Genomic DNA, 19,733 nt, shown 5'->3' on the forward strand with positions numbered 1-19,733 from the left:
TACGTTGGCGGTGGCGATGCCGATGCCGATGCCTATGACAGCCGCGAGGGAAACTAATCATGAGCGGACTACCCCAGCTTTATTAAGTGTACTGACCCGCCTGGAAATATGCATACAGCTGTCTCCTATATGTTCAAGATGAGCAACGACTTCAATGAATGCAAGCTCACCTTTTACCTGAGCATCACTATCCTTCTCCAGATATTTTCTGGCTCTCTTTTTCAGAGAATCACGCCCTTTGTCGATTCCAGCTTCCATTTCGGCAGCGATTGCTGTATCAAATACAGAAATTCTGCCATGCAGATAATCACTATTGTACTGCAAAAAGTCCAGCACTTGTGCCGCAAAGCCGAATAATTCACTTTCACTATCAGAATGAAAGCGGTAGTTTTTCTTCCTGCTTTTCGCCAATACCAGGACTATACGGTAACAGTCATCGGCAATCCCTTTGAGTTCATGTGCAATTCGCTGCTGCTGCTGTATCCTCCAGGCTTGATCAGGACTACAGGCCTGTTGAACACAGGTGGCAAGGGCTTGAGACAGCCGGTTTCTTAACTCGGTCATATGAGTACGCTGCTCTTCGATACTTAAATGAAACTCATCATCTCCGGAATTAAGCTGGGATGCATTATTCATTACCTTCATCAACATGGAGTGCACTCCAGCTGCCATCTCGGCCAGACCGCTGCGTGTCTGAGCAAGATTGGCATCAATCGCTTCGGGAAGTATGCGCGGTAAATTAAGATCACTGTCAGAGAGAGTATTATTTCTGACGATCAGCGAAATTACTGAAAGAATCCAGCTGTAGAATGGAAGCAGAATCAATACCGGAAGGATGTATACCACGGTGAGCATAAGAGCAAGTAGTACAGGAGCGGAAACCGGAACAAAGCTTCTGAGTGTCAGAAAAATCTCGAAGTTTACCCGCAGTACCGGGTAAAAAATCAGAAGAAGCAGAGAAGAACAGAGCTGCAGAAGAAGATAGAAAACGGAAAGTCTGGTGGAATCAGTGCTTAATCGAACAGAAAGTATCAACAGACTCAAGGAAAGGCCCACACCGCTTCCTGCAGCAGCTGCTGCAGTAATTGCCAGGGGCAGTATTTCGTATCGTGCAAGCGCCATGAGCATAATTATAAGACCAAGAGAGGATCTTAACATCACGGTAATGAACAGACCGAAAAGAAATGCAAGTACCAGTCCTGCATGATGGCCGGAAATCATTCTGATTGTCTGTAGCACTCCTTCATTAATCAGAGGAATAGTAAACACAAACGGATAAAGCTGCACCGAGAGAATAAGCAGGGCAAGTCCTGTAAGCAGATCGGCCTTCTTGACCGATGTGCCAGGTGCAGCCAGAAAGGGAATAAATGCAAACAACAGCAGTCCGGACAAAGCAGGCAGGTAAAACAGGGCAGCTGCAATGATGTAGAGCATGGCTCCAGCAACATGAACTGCCGCCACAGCCTGGAGGCCTTTCAGAGGCTTAAGTTTCCCGCTTGCAGTCTCAGCCATCAACAAACGCAGAGCTGCACTACTGGTGCCACTTACTATGCCTGCAGCAAGTGATTCGTGAGGATTGCCGGAGAACCATCTGCAGATATTGTCACTATAACGCCGCAGAAGACTGCCGGAAAGCAGATTCAGACCTGTAGCGCTTAGTGATGCGGTTCCAAGAATATACAGAAAAAACATCATACTTGATCCCTGTCAGTAATATAGCGTGAACTCCCGTGTTCCTGCAAAAAAAGCCTGAATCGTTTGTTGTGTCCCGGCATTTTAACTGTTGAGTCGAGTGAATTCTCCTTATTGGTAAATTTGATGTCACCTGACAGGTCAAGATATAGTCTGGCAGTATCAACAGACACAACAAATGGAAGTGCGTTGCTACTAACCAGCAGGTAGTTAAGAAGTATATTGCCGGTTCGATGATTACCTTCAAGAAACAGCTGAGGTTGACTGAGCATTCTGGTGTAAAATCCAGAGGCTATCTTATGAGGATTTCCATTGTCACGTTTTTTCAGAACCCATTCCTTGATCGGCTTGATGCGCTGCAGAAAGCTGTTTCTGGTTTCCTGTAAATGCTGATAGTACTGCGTCCTTGCTATCGGGTCCACTCCACAGAGTACAATGTGATTCATTTCCAGCAGAGCATGTAACCCGGCTGGCGTAAAGAGATCCATGTTCTGACGCAGCAGATTATTAAGAAACCGGTAGGCTTCTACAATCTGTGACACCATTGCATCGGTAATATTCTCCCTCCGCATTGCAAGACTGCTATTGATCCGGGTGAAATCACTCTGAAATCCTTTTAGATCTTCTTCAATATGTGAGATGTGAAACAAGGATGTCATGAAAACCTCCCGCTTATGTAATCTGCTGTTCTCCGATCTGATGGATTCAGGTACAACTTTTCAGTAGCAGCATATTCAATTAGTTCCCCAGCCATAAAAAAGGCCGTGCGATCACTGACCCGTGAGGCCTGCTGAACAGCGTGGGTGACCAGTACAATTCCGATCGATTCCTTGAGTGATTCCAAGAGCTCCTCAATTCTTCCCGTTGCTATAGGATCCAGCGAACTGGTGGGTTCATCAAGCAGCAGGAAATCCGGTTTCAAAGCCAGTGCCCTGGCTATACACAGTCGTTGTTGCTGACTTTCTGACAATCTGAGAGCAGGTTTATGTAGTCTGTCCTTCAGCTCCTCCCAGAGGCCGGCAGTTTTCAGTGAGGTTTCAACAATGGCATCCAGATCAGCCCGGGCAGTCAGTCCATTCACCCGTGGTCCAAAGGCAGTATTCTGCCATATTGTTGCCGGGAATATACTCGGTCTTGAATAGATCAAGGCGATTCTCCTCCGCAGCTCGAACACATGAATATCACTGTGAATATCCCTTTGGGTGCCCCGATCACACAAAGTAACGCTGCCTTTAATATGCGCCGGCTCCTCAGTCATGCGGTTCAGAACCCGCAGAAGTACAGATTTACCACAGCGGGTGGGACCAATGCAGGCAGTAATGCCGTTGCCGGAAAGCTGCATATCTATGTCCCGCAGGGCATGAAGATCTCCAAAATATACGTTCAGTTTCTGGATATCAAGATGTTTACTGGTTTGTTGTTGTGTCATTTCATCATACCTCCGAAATTATTGCGCGAATTCCTGTCTGGAGAAAAAAGGACCAGTGCTGAAACCAGAGCGAGAAGCAATGTAGCAGAGAAGTACATTGCTGCAATTTCTGGATCCGATGATGCCTCCTGGGCGGCATAATAAATATGTACACTCATACTTCTTCCTGAATCCATAATTGAGAGGGGCATATTTCCAGCAACACCCAATGTCAGCATCAGCGGTGCAGCCTCTCCTATTGCCCTGGCCAGCGCACGGGAAACCGATACCCCAAGTGAAGAAAACGCCCCGGGCAAGGTAAGCCTGAAAAAAACCTGGGTGCCGGAAGCAGAGAGTGCAAGCGCTGAGGATTTCCGGCCAGCGGGTAGATTCTGAAAATCAATGAGAAAGGATGACAGCAGCTGAGGGAACAGCATGAGTGATAAAGTGGCAGAAGCAGAAAGTATGGATTGTCCCCAGGAAAAAAAACGGGTAAACAGGAGGAATCCGAGCAATCCATATACAATCGGTGGCACTGCTTTCATGGTGTCCAACAGCAGAAAAATTGCCTGCTGAATCCGCGACTCCTTCCTGTATTCTGTCAGATATACAGCTGCTGATAGCGCTGGCAGCAATGAAAATATGAGCGTATACAGCAGAACCAGTGCACTGGTGGACAGCACCGGAATAATCACAGATAGCAGATCGGCTGGCAAAAGGTGAAGCCTGAGGATGGAGCTTATAAAAATATATAAGGGTATTCCGCAGATCAGGACCAGTGAGACCAGAGCAGACACTGCCATGGAAGCAAAAAACAGCCAGTTTCCACGCCAATGCCCTTCACGCATAAATGTTCGGATTTGATCCCCTGCCGGGGAGTTCAAGTGATAATGCGGGCTGTTCATGAGTGAATTTTTTTCAAGATGGATAGAGATCGCCTGCATAAACAGTACAAGCAGGAACAACAGTATTCCTGCAGCAAACAGCAACTGACTGTGTGTACCGCGGGCATGCCCCATCTCAAGAAGAATTGTACCGGTAAGACTACGTACTGAAGCTGAAATGGATTGAGGTATCTGCGGGGAATTTCCCGCTACCATCGTAAATGCAGCCGCCTCACCTGCTGCCCGAACAGCGGTCCGCAAAAATACCGCACATATTCTTCTTCTTGCTGCAGGCAGCACTACCTGATAAGCAGTCTGAAATGGTCCAGCTCCTAAAACAGCAGCAGCACTGCGGTACCCAGCCGGGACATTCTGAAAAGCCCTGATACTTCCAGCCATACTGGCTGGGAGGGTCATGCACAGCATAACGATTATTCCTGCTGCCAGAGACCTACCCTCCGCGAAGCCGGCATATCGTTCAAGAAACGGGACAACAAGCCGCAACCCGAATACCCCATAGATTACCGCGGGTATATATTCAGCGCGTTCCACAAGGGTCTGTAACCTTCGCCTGCTGCGGGGAGAAAGATATTCACTGACAAACAATGATGCTGGCAGTACCAAAAGAAGAGCTGCTGCTCCTGCAGTGAATGCAGTCAGCACAGTGACTGCCAGCAGTGGAAGTACTCCGTAAAGCCCGTGCGGTGCAGGTTGCCAGATTCTTCCGAACAGAAATCCCCTGATCAAAGCGGCGGGGGTATCTCCGGGCCAGGGTATAAATGCCGAAGCCGCCTGTATAATCAGTAAAGCTATGACGGCTGCAAGAAATGCTCCACTAAGCATAGCAAGCAGACCAGATGTCCTGAAGAACAGATTATTATTTTTCTCCCGGATTGAATCATATAGGTTGATCATCAGCGAACCGCCGTCCAGCGCCTGGCAATAAGACTTTGTCCCTCAGCAGAAAGCACCCAATCAAGAAACAAAGCTGCACCTGGATTCCGTTCCTTGAGTTCCCGCAGGTACAGCAGGTAGAATGGTCTGACAACCGGATAGGAGCCCTCCGCTACATTGATCGATGAAGGATAGACAGAATCCACTGAAACAGCACGCACATTCCTGTTCAGGAAGGCCGTTGAGACATAACTGATTGCAGCCAGATTCCTGGCCACTGCAGCCTGAACAGCAGCACTTCCATCAAGTTCATACGAGCCGGCTTTGAGTGCTCCGCTATAGGAAATAATGTTTTCGAACGCTCCCCTCGTACCACTGCCGGGTTCCCGGCTGACGACAACTATTTTACCTGGTGCCCCGCCAATCTCTGCCCAGTCATTAACCTGACCGGTGAACACGGCCTTGATCTGATCTATACCAAGATCACGCACTGGATTATCAGGATGAACCACTATTGCAATAGCGTCCAGTGCCGCAAGCACTTCCAGAACATCCGGATCCCTTTCAGTTTCTTCAAGACCACGGCTGCTCATTCCTATATCCGAACTACCGGTACTTGCGGCCTGTATACCATCGGAAGATCCTGTTCCATTAACCCGGATTTCTATGCCAGGATAGGGTTGCATATACCGGGCCGCAAGGATTTCCAGCATAGGTGCTGCAGAAGTCGAGCCAGCAATTTCGATTTTCCCTGGACCTCTGTTACCGGTTACAGCAAATATAACGGCCCATATTAATAGAATTATCGAGACACTTGATATAATTATTTTGACAGAAAGCTTCATGGCAACTCCTGGATTGTCCTACAATACCAGGCTTGTGTTAGGAAAGCGTTAGAATGCAGTGAGTTTGATGAGAAGTCTGTAAAAGTACTTTTCTGCAGACAGGAACAGGAATACTATCAGCTCATGAAAACAGCATTTTCTTGTGCCGGAGAAGGTTTCGGTCATGTTTCACGAATGGTAAGTTTCGCTCAGGGTCTGAAAAACAAGCATGATATGCTTTTCTTCGCCCCCCTTAGTGTTCAGGCATACATACGAAGAAACCTTCCTGATGTCGAGATTATTACAATCCCTCACTTTCATCTTGCGAAAAACGAGGATAGAATCAGCTATGTCCGTACAGCGAGAGAAAACCTGTCAAAAGGACTGAACTTCCGCAGTGATGTACGCTGGATCCGAAGGAAACTGCAGGCGCTGCAGGTTCAGGCCGTAGTAAGTGATTACGAGCCATACCTTCCAGCTGCAGCCAGGGCACTGGATCTGCCGGTACTACAGGTAAATCATCCAGGGGTAGTAATTCAGTACCCCAGCCTCTCGCCGGACGCTGTCACAGCCCGGATAATTGCCAGATTAATGATGGGCAGGGCTGACCGCTACATGTTCGTTTCCTTCTATAATGGTGACGTCGGGCCGATTCTGCGTGATCAGTTTTTTGAGCAGCAAAGAGCTCGCGAAGATTTCTATGTTGTATACCTGAAGCCGAGCTACAGGAGAAAGGTAGTTTCAGAGCTCGCAGCTCTGGGTGTCCGGAACTATGAACTCTTCCCCGATCCCGACAAGGACTTTGCGGCTTCTCTCGCACGCTGTAAAGCAGTTATTACCAGCGCTGGTCACCAGACCTTGAGTGAAGCAGTTACTCTTGGTAAACCTGTATTTGCAATTCCTCAAAGAGGTCAATTTGAACAACGCCTGAATGCCCGAATGCTGGTAGAATCCGGTTGGGGAATGAAAGGACGATTCTCTAATCTTGCTTCATCCTTAGGAGCTTTCATCCGGAATGTTGATAAGTTTCCTCTGTACAGTGCCGAAGAGGAGTTCAATGGCAATTCCGGTACAAGATTCAGATTCTGTAATGACCGGGACAAAGCAGTAGATATGATTGATTCTTTTATCCGGGAATATGCCGGAAAAAACAGCATACAACGCTTTGTCCTGAACATTCAGCATGGTTTTCAGCATACTCTGCAGAACCTTGGGATGGCAGGTTGATCAGATTATTTCCTGCTGCTCCACGCGGTTCTGCTGTACTTTAGTTTTGACGATGTTTCTATGATGCCGTCGGAGTATCAAGCTGCTCAGGTTCCTTCGAGCGATGAAGTTCCATGAAAAAACAGAAATCATGGCTGCGGCTTTCGCAGCTATATAATTAACAGTATTCATTTCCAGCAGCACCGCCATTACAGCCAGGTGCAGCCATAGACCAATGACTGAAATCAACAGAAAAACCACAAATTCTATTCTACGATAGCCACGTGGCACTGCAGGAAAAACCCAGTATCTGCCGATTACATAGACACAGGCCAGTCCACAGATCATGCTCAGTGACCCGGCACATAGCTCCGGCATACCTACCGCCTCAACGAGTATAACGAGAACAATAAAATCAGTTGCACTCGCAGCAGCGCTGGCGGCAATTGACCGGAGAAACTGAAGAACAGGATGATGAGTTCTGCCTCTGACGACCTTGTGAAGTGTTCTACGAAACATGGCACGGAGCCTATCGATATCAAGAACAGGATGCAATACAGAATCTGCATTAAACACAAATCTAACAGAACCTAATCATTCCGCTAACAATTAACACGTAATTTGCATACATCAAAACAAACAAGGAGAACACTATGAAACTATTTCGAGTGATCACCATTCTGGTACTGGCTGCGGCCATGACACTTCCCGTATTTGCCGGCGGACAGCAGGATTCAGGAACACCTGGAACACAAACAACTGCACGGGCACAGCGCTTTGAACTGCTTGGAGCAGGAGCGACTTTTCCTGCACCACTTATTACAGCCTGGGCGGATGACTACCGTGATGTAACCAACGGACAGGTGACTGTGAACTATCAGTCTATCGGATCCGGTGGTGGAATCCGTCAGTTTCTTGAACAGACTATTATGTTTGGTGCTTCAGAGCGCTCACTTACAGATGAGCAAATGGAAGACATCAAGAACCTCACTGGCGGCCTGGCATTCAATATGCCTATTACCCTGGGTGATGTTGTTCCAACATATAATCTTCCTGGTATTGAGAAGGGACTAGTATTCAGCGCAGAAACGATTGCAGGAGCTTTCCTTGGCGAGATTACGCGTTGGAATGATCCGAAGATCGCAGCTCTGAACCCGGGGGTTAATCTTCCGAATCTGCCGATACAGATTGCACACCGCTCAGATGGATCTGGTACCACCGCTGTTTTCACTGACTATCTCACCAAGGTCAACAGCACCTGGGCGAATCAGGTTGGATTCGGCAGCTCCGTCAACTGGCCTGTTGGTAGCGGAGGAAACGGGAACGAAGGTGTTGCAGGAATTGTACAGAACACTCCCGGTGCTCTCGGATACAACAGTCTTGTATACGCAGTGTTGAACGACATCGCCTACGGCAGTGTAATAAATAAGTCAGGCAACACAATTGTACCATCCCTTGAAGCAACAAGTCTTTCAGCTGCAGTAGACATTCCATTGGATGGACGTGTGTCACTTACTGACACTGACGCACCTCAGGGATATCCAATCGCTGGATTTGCATGGGCACTTGTACATGAGAACCTCGACCAGAATGCCGCGATTACTAATATCGAAGATGCACGGCAGGTAACCAAGTTCCTCTACTGGATTGTTACCGAAGGGCAGAACATTAACGAAAGCCTGAGCTTTGCACGCCTGCCACAGGATGCTCAGGAAATTGCAGTCCGAATGGTAAGTTCTTTGAAATATGAAGGACAGCCTGTTGGACAGCAGGTAATTGATCAGGTAAGAACAAACGGCTTCTGATCTGATTTATTAAAAGCCCATACCGGGCGGCCACAAAACCGGAGACCCGTATTACGCGGGTCTCTTTTTTTCGCATGAATCTAACCGTTCTCTAACCGAATCCTAACAAATACTTTTTAAGTTACGCCTACGTAAGAGGAGTTAATTATGTCAGATCTTACCCCTGCCAGATATCGCCAACCAGGCGACAGGGTTTTCAAGTGGATTATTGTCAGCTTGAGTTCAGGAATTATCCTGCTTGCAGCAGCTATGGGCATTACTCTATGGCTTGAGGCAGCCCCAAGCTTCCGGGCGTTCGGATATCTGAGTTTTCTTACCGAAACAACCTGGGATCCAGTACATGCTGTACATGGTGCTGCAGTCTTTATTCTAGGCACACTGATTACCAGTTTCACTGCCCTTGCAATGGCGCTTCTGCCTGCAATCGCTGTGGCTATTTTCACCGCTGAATATGCACCACGCTGGCTTGCACGCTTCATTAACTATACGGTTGATCTGCTTGCTGCAATTCCATCTGTAGTAATCGGTCTCTGGGCAATATTTAATTTCGCACCTATGATGCGGGCGCGGGTCTACTTGCCAATTTATATGTGGGCTGCTGACAATGCAGAGTGGATGCTGCCGTATCTGGGTGCACCATCCAACTATAATCTGGTTACTGCCAGTGTAATTCTGGCCCTTATGATTGTACCCTATACGGTTGCACTGTCACGCGATGCGATCCGGCTTGTACCCAGAGAACAGCGGGAAGCAGCCTGGGCACTCGGGGCAACGCGATGGGAAGTGATCCGCATGTCGGTTCTGCCATACGCTCGCTCAGGTATTCTGGCAGGTATTCTGCTGAGTCTTGCTCGAGGGCTGGGAGAAACCATGGCTGTTGCTATGTTGATCGGTAACTCCAACCGGGTACCGTTTACATTATTTGGTCCAGCAGCCACTATGCCATCGCTTATAATAAACGAGTTCCGTGAAGCGGTTGAAACCCTTCACTACACAAGCATTATGGCAGTCGGCTTCTACCTGTTCATTCTTACCATTGGAATAAACCTTCTGGCATCAATAATCCAGAACAAGCTCAGTATTGAAAGGAAGGCGATATGACCCTGAAAGCACGCTATATGAGGGACAAAGCAGTTGAGGGTATGATTATCCTGCTTACACTGCTGGTTGTTATTCCACTGATTATTATTATTACCTATGTCATTGTAAACGGAATATCCGCACTGAATGTCGACTTTTTCACACAGGAGCTCGGCAGCCCAAGCAGGGCCATGATGGGACGGCCCACAGGTCTGGTGCATTCGATTGTAGGAACAATAGTAATCGACTTGATTGCTCTGGTAATGGCAATACCATTCGGAATTGCCACCGGCATTATGATGAGCGAGTACCCGGAACACCCCCTGTCTCCGATAACCCGTCTCATGACAAGCACCCTGAACGGCATGCCTGCTGTACTCATGGGACTGCTTGCCTTTGCATTGGTTGTCAAGAATACCGGAGGATTCTCAGCACTTGCCGGCTCTGTTGCCCTGGCATTCGTCATGGTGCCTATCATCGCCCGATCTACAGAGAGTGTTTTACGGATCACCCCCTGGAGTCTCCGTGAGGTCGGCCTGAGCCTGGGACTGCCGCGCTGGAAAGTCACCATGTCCCTGGTACTCCCGGCAGCACGGCCGGGTATTGTAACCGGTGTCCTGATCGCCTTTGCACGGGCAGCCGGTGAGGCCGCACCACTGATGCTGACGTCCTTCGGTAATAATTACCTCAGCTTCGATGTAACCAGACCGATGGATACCCTCCCCCAACGGCTCTACAGCCTGGCGATAAGTCCCTACAAGGAATGGCATTCCATGGGATGGGGCGGAGCAATAATTCTACTTGTATTTGTTATGAGCACCTTCATTATCGGACGGATTGTGGTGCAGCGTATGGAAGATAAACTGAAAGGAGACCGGACATGAGCGAGAACAAGGAAATCCGGATGTATACCGAAAAACTATCGGTAATCTACAATAAAACAACCTTCGGGGTACGTGAAGTATCCATGAATATGTACAACAATCAGGTAACCGCGCTGATCGGGCCTTCGGGGTGTGGAAAAACAACCTACCTACGTGCGCTCAATCGTATGCATGATCTCTCAGCCGAAGCTGAAGTAACCGGCCAGGCATTTCTCGATGAAAACGAGATCTATGCCCCCAGTGTAGATCCGGTAGTTGTCCGCAGAAAAATCGGCATGGTTTTTCAGAAACCGACTCCATTCCCGACTAAATCAATCTATGACAATGTGGCTGCTGGCCTCAGTCTGGTTGGTATGAAAAAGGGGCCTAAGCTCGATGAAATAGTAGAGAAAGCACTGAAAGATGCGGCTCTCTGGAATGAAGTGAAAGACAGGCTCAAGAGTCCGGGAGGCAGTCTCTCCGGTGGTCAGCAGCAGCGACTTTCAATAGCCCGCGCACTCGCAGTACAACCTGAGGTCATCCTGATGGATGAGCCTACCAGCTCGCTCGACCCGGCTTCAACATTGAAGATCGAAGAACTGATTCAGAGTCTGAAGGATCAGGTGAGCATTGTTATCGTGACCCACAACATGCAGCAGGCTCAGCGGGTAGCAGATTACACCGCCTTCTTTTTTGTAGGAGAATTGGTAGAGTTCACAACAACCAAGGAATTATTCAACAGTCCTGCTGAGGAAAAAACCCAGGAATATTTATCCGGGGCATTTTCCTGAGATCTTAAGAACACAAAATGTCAGCAAATAAAAAAGGCCGTCCGGTTTTCCCGGCGGCCTTTTAATTTGCAAAGAAATGAGTTCGATTATTCAGCGTCAGCTGCACCAGCTTCTTCTGCTGCAAGATCCTCTTCTGTCATGGACATGGACATAATGTAGTTGAATACAGCCATCTGCACTGCTTCATTCTCACCGAAGCGTTGTTCGAGTCCCATAATAGCATGGCCAATTTCGGTGTTTGCAGTTTCAAAGCTGCTGACGGCTGCTGCGAATCCTTCATTCTCGAACAACAGTTCCAGATCGGTATCCGGATACTTTTCATCGAGTGCCATAAAACGGCTGTTGAAGGCAGGAAAGTCGCCTGAATAGGAATCCAGTACAGAAATGACCTCATCGGCGTTATCGAGATCAGTCAGGTCGGCCGCAAGAGCAGAATAGCTCCCGGCCATATCTTCGATTACAGCCTGATATTCAGACTCTGCAGTGGCCTGACTGCAGGCTGTCATAGACAGTACCACAGTCAGAGCAATAAAAACGGTTATTATTTTCTTCATTCCACTATGCTACCATAGCAATATAGCCATAGACAAGGAGGGCAGCAAAGAACAATGTCAGAAAAACAGTCACCTGGTTAAATGTGAACTTGAAGCGCCGAACTGCGGCCAGTACGGGGTCAATCCGGCAGACTATGTAACGATATGTCAGGATTGAAAGCAGCAGGGTAAGAGTAAAGGCCGTGTTTTTCTGAAATGATAGAGCTCCGCTGGCAGATATTTCCTGACCGAAAAATAATAGTACAGCAGGTCCGCCGAAAACTCCTCCTGCAAGTATAGCCAAGCCGAACAAAAGCGAAATTGCGGTTATGTAAGGATCGCGTTCCAGCCTGCGCTTAGCTGATGTCTGTTCACCGGCAATAGGCACATCTCCAGTGGGACGCCCGAAGAGTATGGTCGAATACTTGACAAATGAAAGCGTCGTACCAAAGTTTATGAGATACAAACCCAATTCTGCGGGATTTCCCTGCAGGGCTTGCTGAATGAAATACTTCGAAACACTGCCGTTGAATAAAGGCGCACCCGCAATTCCAAACACACCCGCCAGAGTGGCAATTCCAATGACCGGCATTCGCCTGAGCACACCTCGTATTTCGTTATAGTACCGCGTCCCGTACCGTTCAATAATTACCCCAGCTGAAAGGAAGAGCAGTCCTTTGAACAGAGCATGATTTATAATGTGATACATCCCCCCCCAGAAGGCGGTACTGTTCCCCAGATTCAAACCGACGACAATAAGCCCTACCTGGCTGATTGTATGATAGGCAAGAATCAATTTGATATCTTTCTGGGCAATAGCCAGCAGAAACCCGGCGATCGAAGTCAGAAAACCAACAATAAGGAAAAATGGCTGCGCATCAATCAGGGGACTGAACATGATTTCGAATCGTATCAGCAGATACACTCCAACCTTGACCTGAATTCCCGAAAGAACCGCAGATACCACTGCTGGTGCACTTGGGGCACCATGGGCCCGTGGGAGCCAGCCGAACAGCGGAAGGAGAGCTGCCTTCATAGCGACTGCTGTCATGATCATTGCATAGGCAGTAAGCGCAGAACGTGGATGTTCAAGAGCTGCCAGACGCTCCTGTATCAAGGCAAGATCCAGTACTCCGGTTATCCGGTACAGGAAGGCAATCCCCAGAAGCATGAAAGCCATAGCGATGAAGTTCATCATCAGATACAGCATTGCATCATACACTGATTGATTTGCCTGCTTGTACATGATCAGAATAGCAATAATGATCATTCCCAGTTCAATCAGTACATATACATTAAAGAGATCTCCGCCTAAAAACACACCGAGTATTGCTGACTCAAGCAGTAAAAAAAGGAATACAAAGGTCCGTTCCATATACGTTGCCCGGGTACTGAATAGGTACACAGCAGCAAAGAAAATAGCCGAAAGCAGAACCAGTGGTGCAGAAAGCATGTCTGCCCTCAGCTTAATGGCAATGCCTTCTGGCCAGCCGGCAACATACTGGATGATCTCACCTGTCCAGCGAACATGGATAAATATCTGCAGAGCAAAAAAGCTTACCGCACAGGCGGCAATAAACATGACTATCTGATACAAACGCTTCGGGAGAAAATACGTTATTGCACCGGTCAGCGCAGGAAGAAGCACAACTATGTGGAGAGGTGGCAGCGGGAGATTTGTCATTGCTCGAGCCGCCTTGTAAGTATATTCCAGTCAGCGGTTCCATAACGATAGGCTACTCTCATATACATAGCAAGGCACATCGCCACAACAGATACCCCGATAACAATTGCAGTAATCATTAAAGCCTGAGGTACGGGATCTGCCATTTGTTCGACTGGTGTACCGGAAATCGGAGGACGGGCCCCCGGCTGATGATTTGCCATCATAATAAATACAATGGCAGCAGCATCCATGATCCCGACTGCAATAATGGTCTTGATTATATTCCGCTGCGTCATTGCACTGAACAGCCCTATAAAAAACAAACCTATTGCCAGATCCTCAGGTCCTAAAGAACTTATAAACGCCATGTTTTTCCAACTCCCTCAAAAAATGCAAAATGCATCAAGGCCATACCCAGGTCAAAACCGACCTGAAAGCCGATGAGAATATCCATAAGCACCAGATATTCCCCCCTGAACTGCGGATAACGATGCACAAGACCAGTGAATAACACTACTGTCGGCACTGTAAGAATGCATGCCAGGAAGATCCTCTGCGAAATATGCATTCGCTCGGTATCGATATCATCAACCGGAAAAACCAGGTAGCGGGCAATAAACAGGGATGCAAGAATGGTTCCGCCCTGAAATCCACCGCCCGGGGTGTAACGGCCATTGAGAACAATAAAGAAGCCGAGCATTACCATAAAGGGATACAGGAATTCAATGATTACCTGAATAATCAGTGACTGATCTCCCAGATCTTTAGCATCATGCAAGGTATCTGTCACAACTTGCCTCCGGTATCATCCTTGAGTTCATGTTTTGCAGGCAGGAAGCGCTGCATACCAATAATTGCCGTGAGCAGTATAAGCGTTTCAAACATGGTGTCATACATACGATAATTTAGCAGAATAGAAGATACGGCATTACGTGCTGCGGTATCCTCTTCGTAGTTATGGATTACATACTGAAAAATCAGAGGTTCATGTGTTTCGTTATATTCCTTGCTGATTGCAATGACGCTGATACATACTGCGGCCACCAGCAAGGCTGACCATACTTTGCTCATAGATCTCCCTCCGAGGAATGTCGCACGAATCGTATTTCCTGTTCTGTACCATGCATGCGGAACATCAATTCAAGCTCTTCAAGGACATAGCTGTCAGCTGATCCATACGCAGCAAATCCTTCCTTTTCCTCTATGAATATGAGATCAAACAAGGGATTACGCACAGCTGCTTCAAGACTTTGATCCGAGAAAACTACATGCGGTTCGAACTCACGAAGCAGAAAAAAATGTCGGATTTTCCTCATGGCACGGCTGCGTTTGATATACCGGACATACGCATCGGTCAATCGGTAATGATACCCGAGGGATAGCACTGCTATGGTGCAGACACGGTTTCTCTTCAAGGCGGCCAGGTACAACAGCGTTACCAGACCGCTGCCGATTGCAGCTTCGGCGATTGCCAGCTCAGGTGCTGCATATTGCAGGTACAGAAATGCTGAAAGCAATGAAAATACTGCGAGGTGAATTACAGCAATCCGCAACAATCGGGTATGAACAGCGAGTATTGCAAAAAGGCACATAAGTAGTAAGGTGCCGGTTTCAAGCATCATCCCCTCCCTGGTCCCCTGATCCTGTATTCGGGCTGGTTACTGTCCGTATGCGATACCCGCTAACCCAGGCTGACCGGGTAATTGCATGCGATGCTGTTGCGGTAGTAATCATTTCAAAAAGCAGTATTACCAGCAGTTTCAATGACATAATAGAAAACCCGCTGATGAGAAGCGCACCAATCATGACCATTACAAAACCCATTACCTCAACCTTTGAGGTAATAACAGCGCGGGTATAGAAACCATCCAGACGTAGAATGGTGTATACTCCGAAACAGATAACCAGTATTCCCATAAATACAATTGCCTGGCCGATGATGGTTATAATTTGAGCAGCAATATGCATATCCTAAATTATTCCTTTCCGCTCGACAAAACGTGATAGCAGAATTGTTACCAGAAAACCGAGCACAGAAAAAAGCAGGGCGAGGTCAAGGAGATAGCTTTCAGGAATACTTACTGCAAGCAGAACCACTGCGAGAGTGATCTTGCTTGCTGTTAGTCCTATTGCCAGGATCCGGTCCCAGACAGTAGGCCCGATAACCACACGAATCAAACTTCCAATGATTGCAATACCAAGCACTCCTAATGCAATGGCCTGAAAATTGCCGAGTTCATACAGGTTCATAATTCATCCTTAAATGTTTCCCAGAAATACACGCTCAAAATCAGCCTTGATAATTTCTCCTGCGATGATTGGATCTGTTGTAGTACAGTTGATCCAGATCACCTTGAAGCGTTTGGTATCATAATCTATTGTCGCCGTACCAGGAGTAAGGGTAATAGCATTCGCAATCAGCGTGCCGACCAGGGGATCATCAATCATGGTCGGAAGGTCCACTACACCGACATTAATGCGATCTGTAAGAGTAATATAGACTGCATCAAAACCGGATTTGAAAATCTGGACAATCAATACAAGTACATATTTAATTAACACCGCCGGTTTAACGGAGTACCTGAATTGATACTGTCCGCGAAGCAGGAAGCGATTTACAATAAACAAGGCTGCCAGAGAACAGAATAATCCCTGGGCGATCACAGACAAGGCAAATGATTCACTCCATATACACCATATAACTGTAAAAACAGCCGCGACTATGACAACATGAAGTAGCTGCCGTATTCTGTTTGCATGCTTTTTCTGCTTTCCCATGAGCTACTCCCCGTCCATAATCTAAATAAAAGACTAATACTGTCAAGTATTTACAGCAGTATTGACCCCTGTCGAACTATAGCCTATTTTACTTATATGTACAAAGAAACCCTGACGCTTGATACTGTTACCACTTCCCTTTCTGGCAGTAATAAGCATGAAATTATCTCCTCGCTGCTTGATCTCCTCTGTAAGACCGGTAAGGTATCCGACAGGCAATTGGCTCTAAATGATCTTCTCGAACACGAGAGTGCGATGTCCACCGGCATGGAGCATGGCATCGCTATTCCACATGCAAAATCTGATAGTGTGGAAGAACTTGTTGCCTGTGTTGGAGTCAGCAGGAAAAAAATTGATTTCGAATGTCTGGACCGCAAACCTGCCCAGATATTTATTATGACACTATCTCCAAAAGGCTCAACCGGACCGCATGTTCGTTTTCTGGCTGAGATGAGCCAACTGTTGAAGGATGCCAAGCTTCGGAAGAGGATTCTCAAAGCGAAAAGCGACAAGGAACTGCTGGAAATTCTTCAGGCATAAGACAGACTGTTACCACTAACCGGACAGAACTACCAATCTCAGCAAACACACACCCATAAAAATCGGTCATCAACCGACAAAATCTTCTATAACGGTGTACAGAAACCCTCAGTTCCTTATATGCTAAGGCCAGAGGTTAGGAAATGTATCAAATACTACACAAAGAGCAGCTGGCCGAACGTGTGTTTCGAATGGAGATTGAAGCACCGCTGATTGCAAAAGAACGGTCAGCAGGTCAATTTGTCATCGTGCAGCCGGACACCGATTTCGGGGAAAGAATTCCACTGACAATCGCGGATGCAGACGCAGAGAAAGGGTCTATTACCCTTATCTTCCAGGCAGTCGGAAAGACCACGATCCAGATGTCGAAGATGCAGAAAGGGCACCGCATTACCAACATTCTCGGACCTTTGGGCAACCCGACTCATATTGCAAATGAAGGCCATGTAGTCTGTGTGGGTGGAGGTATTGGTGTTGCGCCAATGCACCCGATCGCCCAGGCTCTGAAGAAAGCAGGTAACAGGCTCACAATTATTATTGGAGCCAGATCACAAGATCTGGTAATAATGGAAAAAGAGATGCAGGCAATTGCTGATGAACTGATCATCTGTACCGATGACGGTAGCTATGGCAGGAAAGCCCTGGTCACTGAACCACTCAAGGAACTCTGTCAATCAGAAACTCCGCCAGATAAGGTCTTCGCAATCGGCCCGCCGATCATGATGAAGTTCTGTGCAGCATGCACCGAGCCATTCAAGGTTCCAACTATGGTTTCACTGAATACTATTATGGTTGACGGCACGGGCATGTGCGGCGGTTGTCGGGTAACAGTTGGTGGAGAAACCAAATTCACCTGTGTGGACGGCCCGGAGTTCGATGGTCATCAGGTTGACTTTCAGAACATGCTTGCCCGTCTCGGTTCGTACCGGAAACAGGAAGAGGATGCAGCACATAACTGCCGCATCGGACTGTAATAAGGAATCAGTAATGAATACAGAAACACATACAGAAAATACAGGACACCCAGGCCTGAACGAGCTCCATGAAGCCGCCCGGATCGAGCTTGGGAAGATAGAAGAAAAAAAACAGGATCGCTTCAGAACCAGGGACCGGCTGGCCATTCCACAGCAGGATATGCCGGCCCAGGATCCGGTCACACGCCGACAGACCATGAGTGAGGTAGCACTTGGTTATTTCGAAGAACAGGCATTGGTTGAGGCAGAACGATGCCTCCAGTGCAAAAACGCGCCTTGTATTGCTGGATGTCCGGTTGCTATCGATATACCAGGATTCATCCAGAAAATTACCGAGCGTGATTATGAAGCAGCATACCGCATTATAAGCCGAAACAGTCTGCTGCCAGCCGTATGCGGCCGTGTCTGTCCCCAGGAAAACCAGTGTCAGGAGCCATGTACTGTCGGTAAATCATTGAAGGATCAGTTCCAGTCCGTTTCTATCGGTCGCCTTGAACGTTTCGTGGCTGACTGGCATGCAGATAAACAGAAATCTCAAAACGAGGATTCGACTTTTGAAATAGCAGAGTCGAGCGGTAAACGCGTAGGTGTAATCGGCAGCGGACCAGCATCTATAACTGCTGCTGCAGATCTCCGGCGAGCCGGGCACGAGGTAACCGTATTCGAGGCCTTCCACAAACCGGGCGGAGTCATGATGTACGGCATTCCGGAGTTCAGACTGCCCAAGGATATTGTAGAAACAGAAATTGATACTCTCAGAAAAATGGGCGTTGAGATTCGCTGCAATTTCCTGGTAGGCCGAACCCGAAAGCTTATGGATCTTCTGAATGAGGATGGATACGATGCCCTGTTTATAGGGAGCGGCGCCGGCTTGCCCCGCTTCATGAATATCGAAGGTGAAAATCTTGTCGGGGTCTTTGCTGCCAACGAGTTTCTCACCCGAAGCAACCTCATGAAAGCCTATGACCGCGAAAATGCCGACACCCCAATCCGCGATGCAAAAAAAGTAGCCGTCCTTGGTGGAGGAAACGTCGCGATGGATGCTGCCCGCACTGCCGTCAGACTCGGAGCAGAAGAGGTTCATGTCATATATCGGCGCACCCGAACAGAAATGCCGGCACGAGCTGAAGAAGTAGATCATGCAGAGGAAGAGGGTGTAATTTTCCATTTTCTGAACAATCCAAAGCGTATCCTCGGGGATGAACATAGCCATGTGAATGGGATCGAACTACTCAGATATGAATTGGGCGAAGAGGATGATTCAGGAAGACGGCGACCAGTACCGATTCCTGACAGCGAACATCTACTTGATGTAGATACAGTCATTGTCTCAATCGGAAATGACTCTAATCCTTTGCTGGTCTCAAGCACGCCCGGACTTGAAACGAACAAGTACGGGAATATAATCGTGGACAACGACTGCCGCAGCTCTGTTCCAGGGGTCTATGCAGGGGGTGATATTGTGCTGGGTGCAGCAACGGTTATTCTGGCCATGGGTCAGGGACGCAAGGCAGCGGCTGCAATCCATGAGGATCTGAGTAAAAACTGATTCGGGAGCACTCCCCGGAGCGCTGTCTTCGGGGGAATTCCCTGCTTGCATTGTATGAGACAATCTGTCAGAATTAGATTGCCTGCTTCTACGGAAAGCGGTGAAATTCCGCTGCGGACGCGCCACTGTATTCGGCTACGGCCAGGTAAAATTTGCCACTGGGGACACTGGGAAGGCTACCTGCCGGCTTGAACCGAAAGCCAGGAGACGGGAATCAGGCACAAAATAACCCTGTACGCGAGTACA

23 protein-coding genes and 1 riboswitch are annotated in these 19,733 nt (G+C 47.9%); of the genes, 8 read left to right on the forward strand and 15 right to left on the reverse strand.

Features of this window, described 5'->3' with window-relative positions; genetic code table 11:
• Positions 1–57: 57 nt before the first annotated feature.
• Genes ACYQ2L_RS14025 through ACYQ2L_RS14045 form a run of 5 tightly spaced genes read right to left on the reverse strand, consistent with a single transcriptional unit; the run spans position 58 to position 5,723 of the window.
• Positions 58–1,695, reverse strand: coding sequence for a Na/Pi cotransporter family protein (locus ACYQ2L_RS14025; protein WP_460056947.1), 1,638 nt, complete (start codon positions 1,693–1,695; stop codon positions 58–60).
• On the reverse strand, positions 1,692–2,351 hold the full coding sequence (locus ACYQ2L_RS14030; RefSeq protein ID WP_460056949.1) for a hypothetical protein: 660 nt from the start codon (positions 2,349–2,351) through the stop codon (positions 1,692–1,694). Before ACYQ2L_RS14030 ends, ACYQ2L_RS14025 begins: the two co-directional genes overlap by 4 nt.
• The gene (locus ACYQ2L_RS14035) at positions 2,348–3,121 is read right to left on the reverse strand and encodes a phosphate ABC transporter ATP-binding protein (protein ID WP_460056952.1); all 774 of its coding nucleotides are present in this window, start codon (positions 3,119–3,121) and stop codon (positions 2,348–2,350) included. Before ACYQ2L_RS14035 ends, ACYQ2L_RS14030 begins: the two co-directional genes overlap by 4 nt.
• On the reverse strand, positions 3,118–4,899 hold the full coding sequence (locus ACYQ2L_RS14040; RefSeq protein WP_460056953.1) for an ABC transporter permease subunit: 1,782 nt from the start codon (positions 4,897–4,899) through the stop codon (positions 3,118–3,120). Before ACYQ2L_RS14040 ends, ACYQ2L_RS14035 begins: the two co-directional genes overlap by 4 nt.
• Complete coding sequence (locus ACYQ2L_RS14045; RefSeq protein WP_460056956.1) at positions 4,899–5,723, reverse strand: phosphate ABC transporter substrate-binding protein; 825 nt, start codon at positions 5,721–5,723, stop codon at positions 4,899–4,901. The genes ACYQ2L_RS14040 and ACYQ2L_RS14045 overlap by 1 nt, the downstream gene beginning before the upstream one ends.
• Positions 5,724–5,846: 123 nt before the next feature.
• On the opposite strand from ACYQ2L_RS14045, the gene ACYQ2L_RS14050 reads away from it, so the two are divergent.
• A complete protein-coding gene (locus ACYQ2L_RS14050) occupies positions 5,847–6,929 on the forward strand; it encodes a glycosyltransferase family protein (RefSeq protein ID WP_460056958.1) in 1,083 nt (360 codons plus the stop codon).
• Here the strand turns inward: ACYQ2L_RS14050 and ACYQ2L_RS14055 are convergent, their stop codons facing one another.
• A complete protein-coding gene (locus ACYQ2L_RS14055; RefSeq protein WP_460056960.1) occupies positions 6,930–7,427 on the reverse strand; it encodes a GtrA family protein in 498 nt (165 codons plus the stop codon). It abuts the gene before it with no gap.
• Between the two features lie 134 nt (positions 7,428–7,561).
• Here ACYQ2L_RS14055 and pstS point away from each other — a divergent pair, with 134 nt between their 5' ends.
• From pstS to pstB, 4 genes are all read left to right on the forward strand, one after another.
• The gene (pstS, locus tag ACYQ2L_RS14060) at positions 7,562–8,713 is read left to right on the forward strand and encodes a phosphate ABC transporter substrate-binding protein PstS (protein ID WP_460056962.1); all 1,152 of its coding nucleotides are present in this window, start codon (positions 7,562–7,564) and stop codon (positions 8,711–8,713) included.
• 147 nt (positions 8,714–8,860) lie between these two features.
• Positions 8,861–9,814, forward strand: coding sequence for a phosphate ABC transporter permease subunit PstC (pstC, locus tag ACYQ2L_RS14065; protein WP_460056965.1), 954 nt, complete (start codon positions 8,861–8,863; stop codon positions 9,812–9,814).
• A complete protein-coding gene (gene pstA, locus ACYQ2L_RS14070) occupies positions 9,811–10,677 on the forward strand; it encodes a phosphate ABC transporter permease PstA (RefSeq protein WP_460056967.1) in 867 nt (288 codons plus the stop codon). Before pstC ends, pstA begins: the two co-directional genes overlap by 4 nt.
• Positions 10,674–11,447 (forward strand): phosphate ABC transporter ATP-binding protein PstB, encoded by a 774-nt coding sequence (gene pstB, locus ACYQ2L_RS14075; protein ID WP_460056969.1) that lies wholly within the window; start codon positions 10,674–10,676, stop codon positions 11,445–11,447. The genes pstA and pstB overlap by 4 nt, the downstream gene beginning before the upstream one ends.
• An 86-nt stretch (positions 11,448–11,533) precedes the next feature.
• Here pstB and ACYQ2L_RS14080 read toward each other — a convergent pair whose 3' ends face one another.
• From ACYQ2L_RS14080 to ACYQ2L_RS14120, 9 genes are read right to left on the reverse strand one after another with little or no spacing between them, the layout of a single operon-like run.
• Positions 11,534–12,001: a hypothetical protein gene (locus ACYQ2L_RS14080; protein WP_460056972.1), complete on the reverse strand. Its 468-nt coding sequence runs from the start codon at positions 11,999–12,001 to the stop codon at positions 11,534–11,536.
• Between the two features lie 4 nt (positions 12,002–12,005).
• Positions 12,006–13,664, reverse strand: a complete 1,659-nt coding sequence (locus ACYQ2L_RS14085) for a complex I subunit 5 family protein (RefSeq protein ID WP_460056973.1) — start codon at positions 13,662–13,664, stop codon at positions 12,006–12,008.
• Positions 13,661–14,014 (reverse strand): sodium:proton antiporter, encoded by a 354-nt coding sequence (locus ACYQ2L_RS14090; protein ID WP_460056975.1) that lies wholly within the window; start codon positions 14,012–14,014, stop codon positions 13,661–13,663. Before ACYQ2L_RS14090 ends, ACYQ2L_RS14085 begins: the two co-directional genes overlap by 4 nt.
• Entirely contained in the window at positions 14,002–14,436 is a 435-nt protein-coding gene (locus tag ACYQ2L_RS14095; RefSeq protein ID WP_460056977.1) for an MnhB domain-containing protein, read from the reverse strand. The genes ACYQ2L_RS14090 and ACYQ2L_RS14095 overlap by 13 nt, the downstream gene beginning before the upstream one ends.
• On the reverse strand, positions 14,433–14,717 hold the full coding sequence (locus tag ACYQ2L_RS14100; RefSeq protein ID WP_460056979.1) for a Na(+)/H(+) antiporter subunit B: 285 nt from the start codon (positions 14,715–14,717) through the stop codon (positions 14,433–14,435). The genes ACYQ2L_RS14095 and ACYQ2L_RS14100 overlap by 4 nt, the downstream gene beginning before the upstream one ends.
• The gene (locus tag ACYQ2L_RS14105) at positions 14,714–15,268 is read right to left on the reverse strand and encodes a Na(+)/H(+) antiporter subunit B (RefSeq protein ID WP_460056982.1); all 555 of its coding nucleotides are present in this window, start codon (positions 15,266–15,268) and stop codon (positions 14,714–14,716) included. Before ACYQ2L_RS14105 ends, ACYQ2L_RS14100 begins: the two co-directional genes overlap by 4 nt.
• The gene (locus ACYQ2L_RS14110) at positions 15,258–15,614 is read right to left on the reverse strand and encodes a cation:proton antiporter (protein WP_460056984.1); all 357 of its coding nucleotides are present in this window, start codon (positions 15,612–15,614) and stop codon (positions 15,258–15,260) included. The genes ACYQ2L_RS14105 and ACYQ2L_RS14110 overlap by 11 nt, the downstream gene beginning before the upstream one ends.
• A gap of 3 nt (positions 15,615–15,617) precedes the next feature.
• A complete protein-coding gene (locus ACYQ2L_RS14115; RefSeq protein WP_460056986.1) occupies positions 15,618–15,896 on the reverse strand; it encodes an MrpF/PhaF family protein in 279 nt (92 codons plus the stop codon).
• Positions 15,897–15,905: 9 nt separating this feature from the next.
• Positions 15,906–16,424 carry a Na+/H+ antiporter subunit E gene (locus ACYQ2L_RS14120; RefSeq protein WP_460056988.1) on the reverse strand — a complete coding sequence of 173 codons (519 nt, stop codon included), beginning with the start codon at positions 16,422–16,424 and terminating at the stop codon, positions 15,906–15,908.
• A gap of 96 nt (positions 16,425–16,520) precedes the next feature.
• On the opposite strand from ACYQ2L_RS14120, the gene ACYQ2L_RS14125 reads away from it, so the two are divergent.
• The 3 genes from ACYQ2L_RS14125 to gltA all read left to right on the forward strand — a co-directional run bounded on the left by ACYQ2L_RS14125 (position 16,521) and on the right by gltA (position 19,487).
• The gene (locus ACYQ2L_RS14125; protein WP_460056991.1) at positions 16,521–16,964 is read left to right on the forward strand and encodes a PTS sugar transporter subunit IIA; all 444 of its coding nucleotides are present in this window, start codon (positions 16,521–16,523) and stop codon (positions 16,962–16,964) included.
• Positions 16,965–17,107: 143 nt separating this feature from the next.
• Positions 17,108–17,938, forward strand: a complete 831-nt coding sequence (locus ACYQ2L_RS14130) for a sulfide/dihydroorotate dehydrogenase-like FAD/NAD-binding protein (RefSeq protein WP_460056993.1) — start codon at positions 17,108–17,110, stop codon at positions 17,936–17,938.
• 13 nt (positions 17,939–17,951) lie between these two features.
• Positions 17,952–19,487, forward strand: a complete 1,536-nt coding sequence (gene gltA / locus ACYQ2L_RS14135) for an NADPH-dependent glutamate synthase (RefSeq protein ID WP_460056995.1) — start codon at positions 17,952–17,954, stop codon at positions 19,485–19,487.
• Between the two features lie 92 nt (positions 19,488–19,579).
• A riboswitch (cobalamin riboswitch) is annotated at positions 19,580–19,696 on the forward strand.
• The last annotated feature ends 37 nt before the right edge of the window (positions 19,697–19,733 follow it).

The sequence above is a fragment of the Spirochaeta dissipatitropha genome, assembly GCF_054657935.1.

What these genes read in the sequence shown, in the direction of transcription:
- ACYQ2L_RS14055 (WP_460056960.1), bottom strand. Translation starts at nt 7,427, where the DNA reads ATGTTTCGTAGAACACTTCACAAGGTCGTCAGAGGCAGAACTCATCAT.
- ACYQ2L_RS14090 (WP_460056975.1), bottom strand. Translation starts at nt 14,014, where the DNA reads ATGGCGTTTATAAGTTCTTTAGGACCTGAGGATCTGGCAATAGGTTTG.
- ACYQ2L_RS14105 (WP_460056982.1), bottom strand. Translation starts at nt 15,268, where the DNA reads ATGATGCTTGAAACCGGCACCTTACTACTTATGTGCCTTTTTGCAATA.
- ACYQ2L_RS14130 (WP_460056993.1), top strand. Translation starts at nt 17,108, where the DNA reads ATGTATCAAATACTACACAAAGAGCAGCTGGCCGAACGTGTGTTTCGA.
- ACYQ2L_RS14085 (WP_460056973.1), bottom strand. Translation starts at nt 13,664, where the DNA reads ATGACAAATCTCCCGCTGCCACCTCTCCACATAGTTGTGCTTCTTCCT.
- ACYQ2L_RS14050 (WP_460056958.1), top strand. Translation starts at nt 5,847, where the DNA reads ATGAAAACAGCATTTTCTTGTGCCGGAGAAGGTTTCGGTCATGTTTCA.
- ACYQ2L_RS14040 (WP_460056953.1), bottom strand. Translation starts at nt 4,899, where the DNA reads ATGATCAACCTATATGATTCAATCCGGGAGAAAAATAATAATCTGTTC.
- ACYQ2L_RS14120 (WP_460056988.1), bottom strand. Translation starts at nt 16,424, where the DNA reads ATGGGAAAGCAGAAAAAGCATGCAAACAGAATACGGCAGCTACTTCAT.
- ACYQ2L_RS14115 (WP_460056986.1), bottom strand. Translation starts at nt 15,896, where the DNA reads ATGAACCTGTATGAACTCGGCAATTTTCAGGCCATTGCATTAGGAGTG.
- ACYQ2L_RS14030 (WP_460056949.1), bottom strand. Translation starts at nt 2,351, where the DNA reads ATGACATCCTTGTTTCACATCTCACATATTGAAGAAGATCTAAAAGGA.
- ACYQ2L_RS14080 (WP_460056972.1), bottom strand. Translation starts at nt 12,001, where the DNA reads ATGAAGAAAATAATAACCGTTTTTATTGCTCTGACTGTGGTACTGTCT.
- ACYQ2L_RS14025 (WP_460056947.1), bottom strand. Translation starts at nt 1,695, where the DNA reads ATGATGTTTTTTCTGTATATTCTTGGAACCGCATCACTAAGCGCTACA.
- ACYQ2L_RS14125 (WP_460056991.1), top strand. Translation starts at nt 16,521, where the DNA reads ATGTACAAAGAAACCCTGACGCTTGATACTGTTACCACTTCCCTTTCT.
- gltA (WP_460056995.1), top strand. Translation starts at nt 17,952, where the DNA reads ATGAATACAGAAACACATACAGAAAATACAGGACACCCAGGCCTGAAC.
- pstA (WP_460056967.1), top strand. Translation starts at nt 9,811, where the DNA reads ATGACCCTGAAAGCACGCTATATGAGGGACAAAGCAGTTGAGGGTATG.
- ACYQ2L_RS14045 (WP_460056956.1), bottom strand. Translation starts at nt 5,723, where the DNA reads ATGAAGCTTTCTGTCAAAATAATTATATCAAGTGTCTCGATAATTCTA.
- ACYQ2L_RS14035 (WP_460056952.1), bottom strand. Translation starts at nt 3,121, where the DNA reads ATGACACAACAACAAACCAGTAAACATCTTGATATCCAGAAACTGAAC.
- ACYQ2L_RS14100 (WP_460056979.1), bottom strand. Translation starts at nt 14,717, where the DNA reads ATGAGCAAAGTATGGTCAGCCTTGCTGGTGGCCGCAGTATGTATCAGC.
- pstC (WP_460056965.1), top strand. Translation starts at nt 8,861, where the DNA reads ATGTCAGATCTTACCCCTGCCAGATATCGCCAACCAGGCGACAGGGTT.
- pstB (WP_460056969.1), top strand. Translation starts at nt 10,674, where the DNA reads ATGAGCGAGAACAAGGAAATCCGGATGTATACCGAAAAACTATCGGTA.
- ACYQ2L_RS14110 (WP_460056984.1), bottom strand. Translation starts at nt 15,614, where the DNA reads ATGCATATTGCTGCTCAAATTATAACCATCATCGGCCAGGCAATTGTA.
- pstS (WP_460056962.1), top strand. Translation starts at nt 7,562, where the DNA reads ATGAAACTATTTCGAGTGATCACCATTCTGGTACTGGCTGCGGCCATG.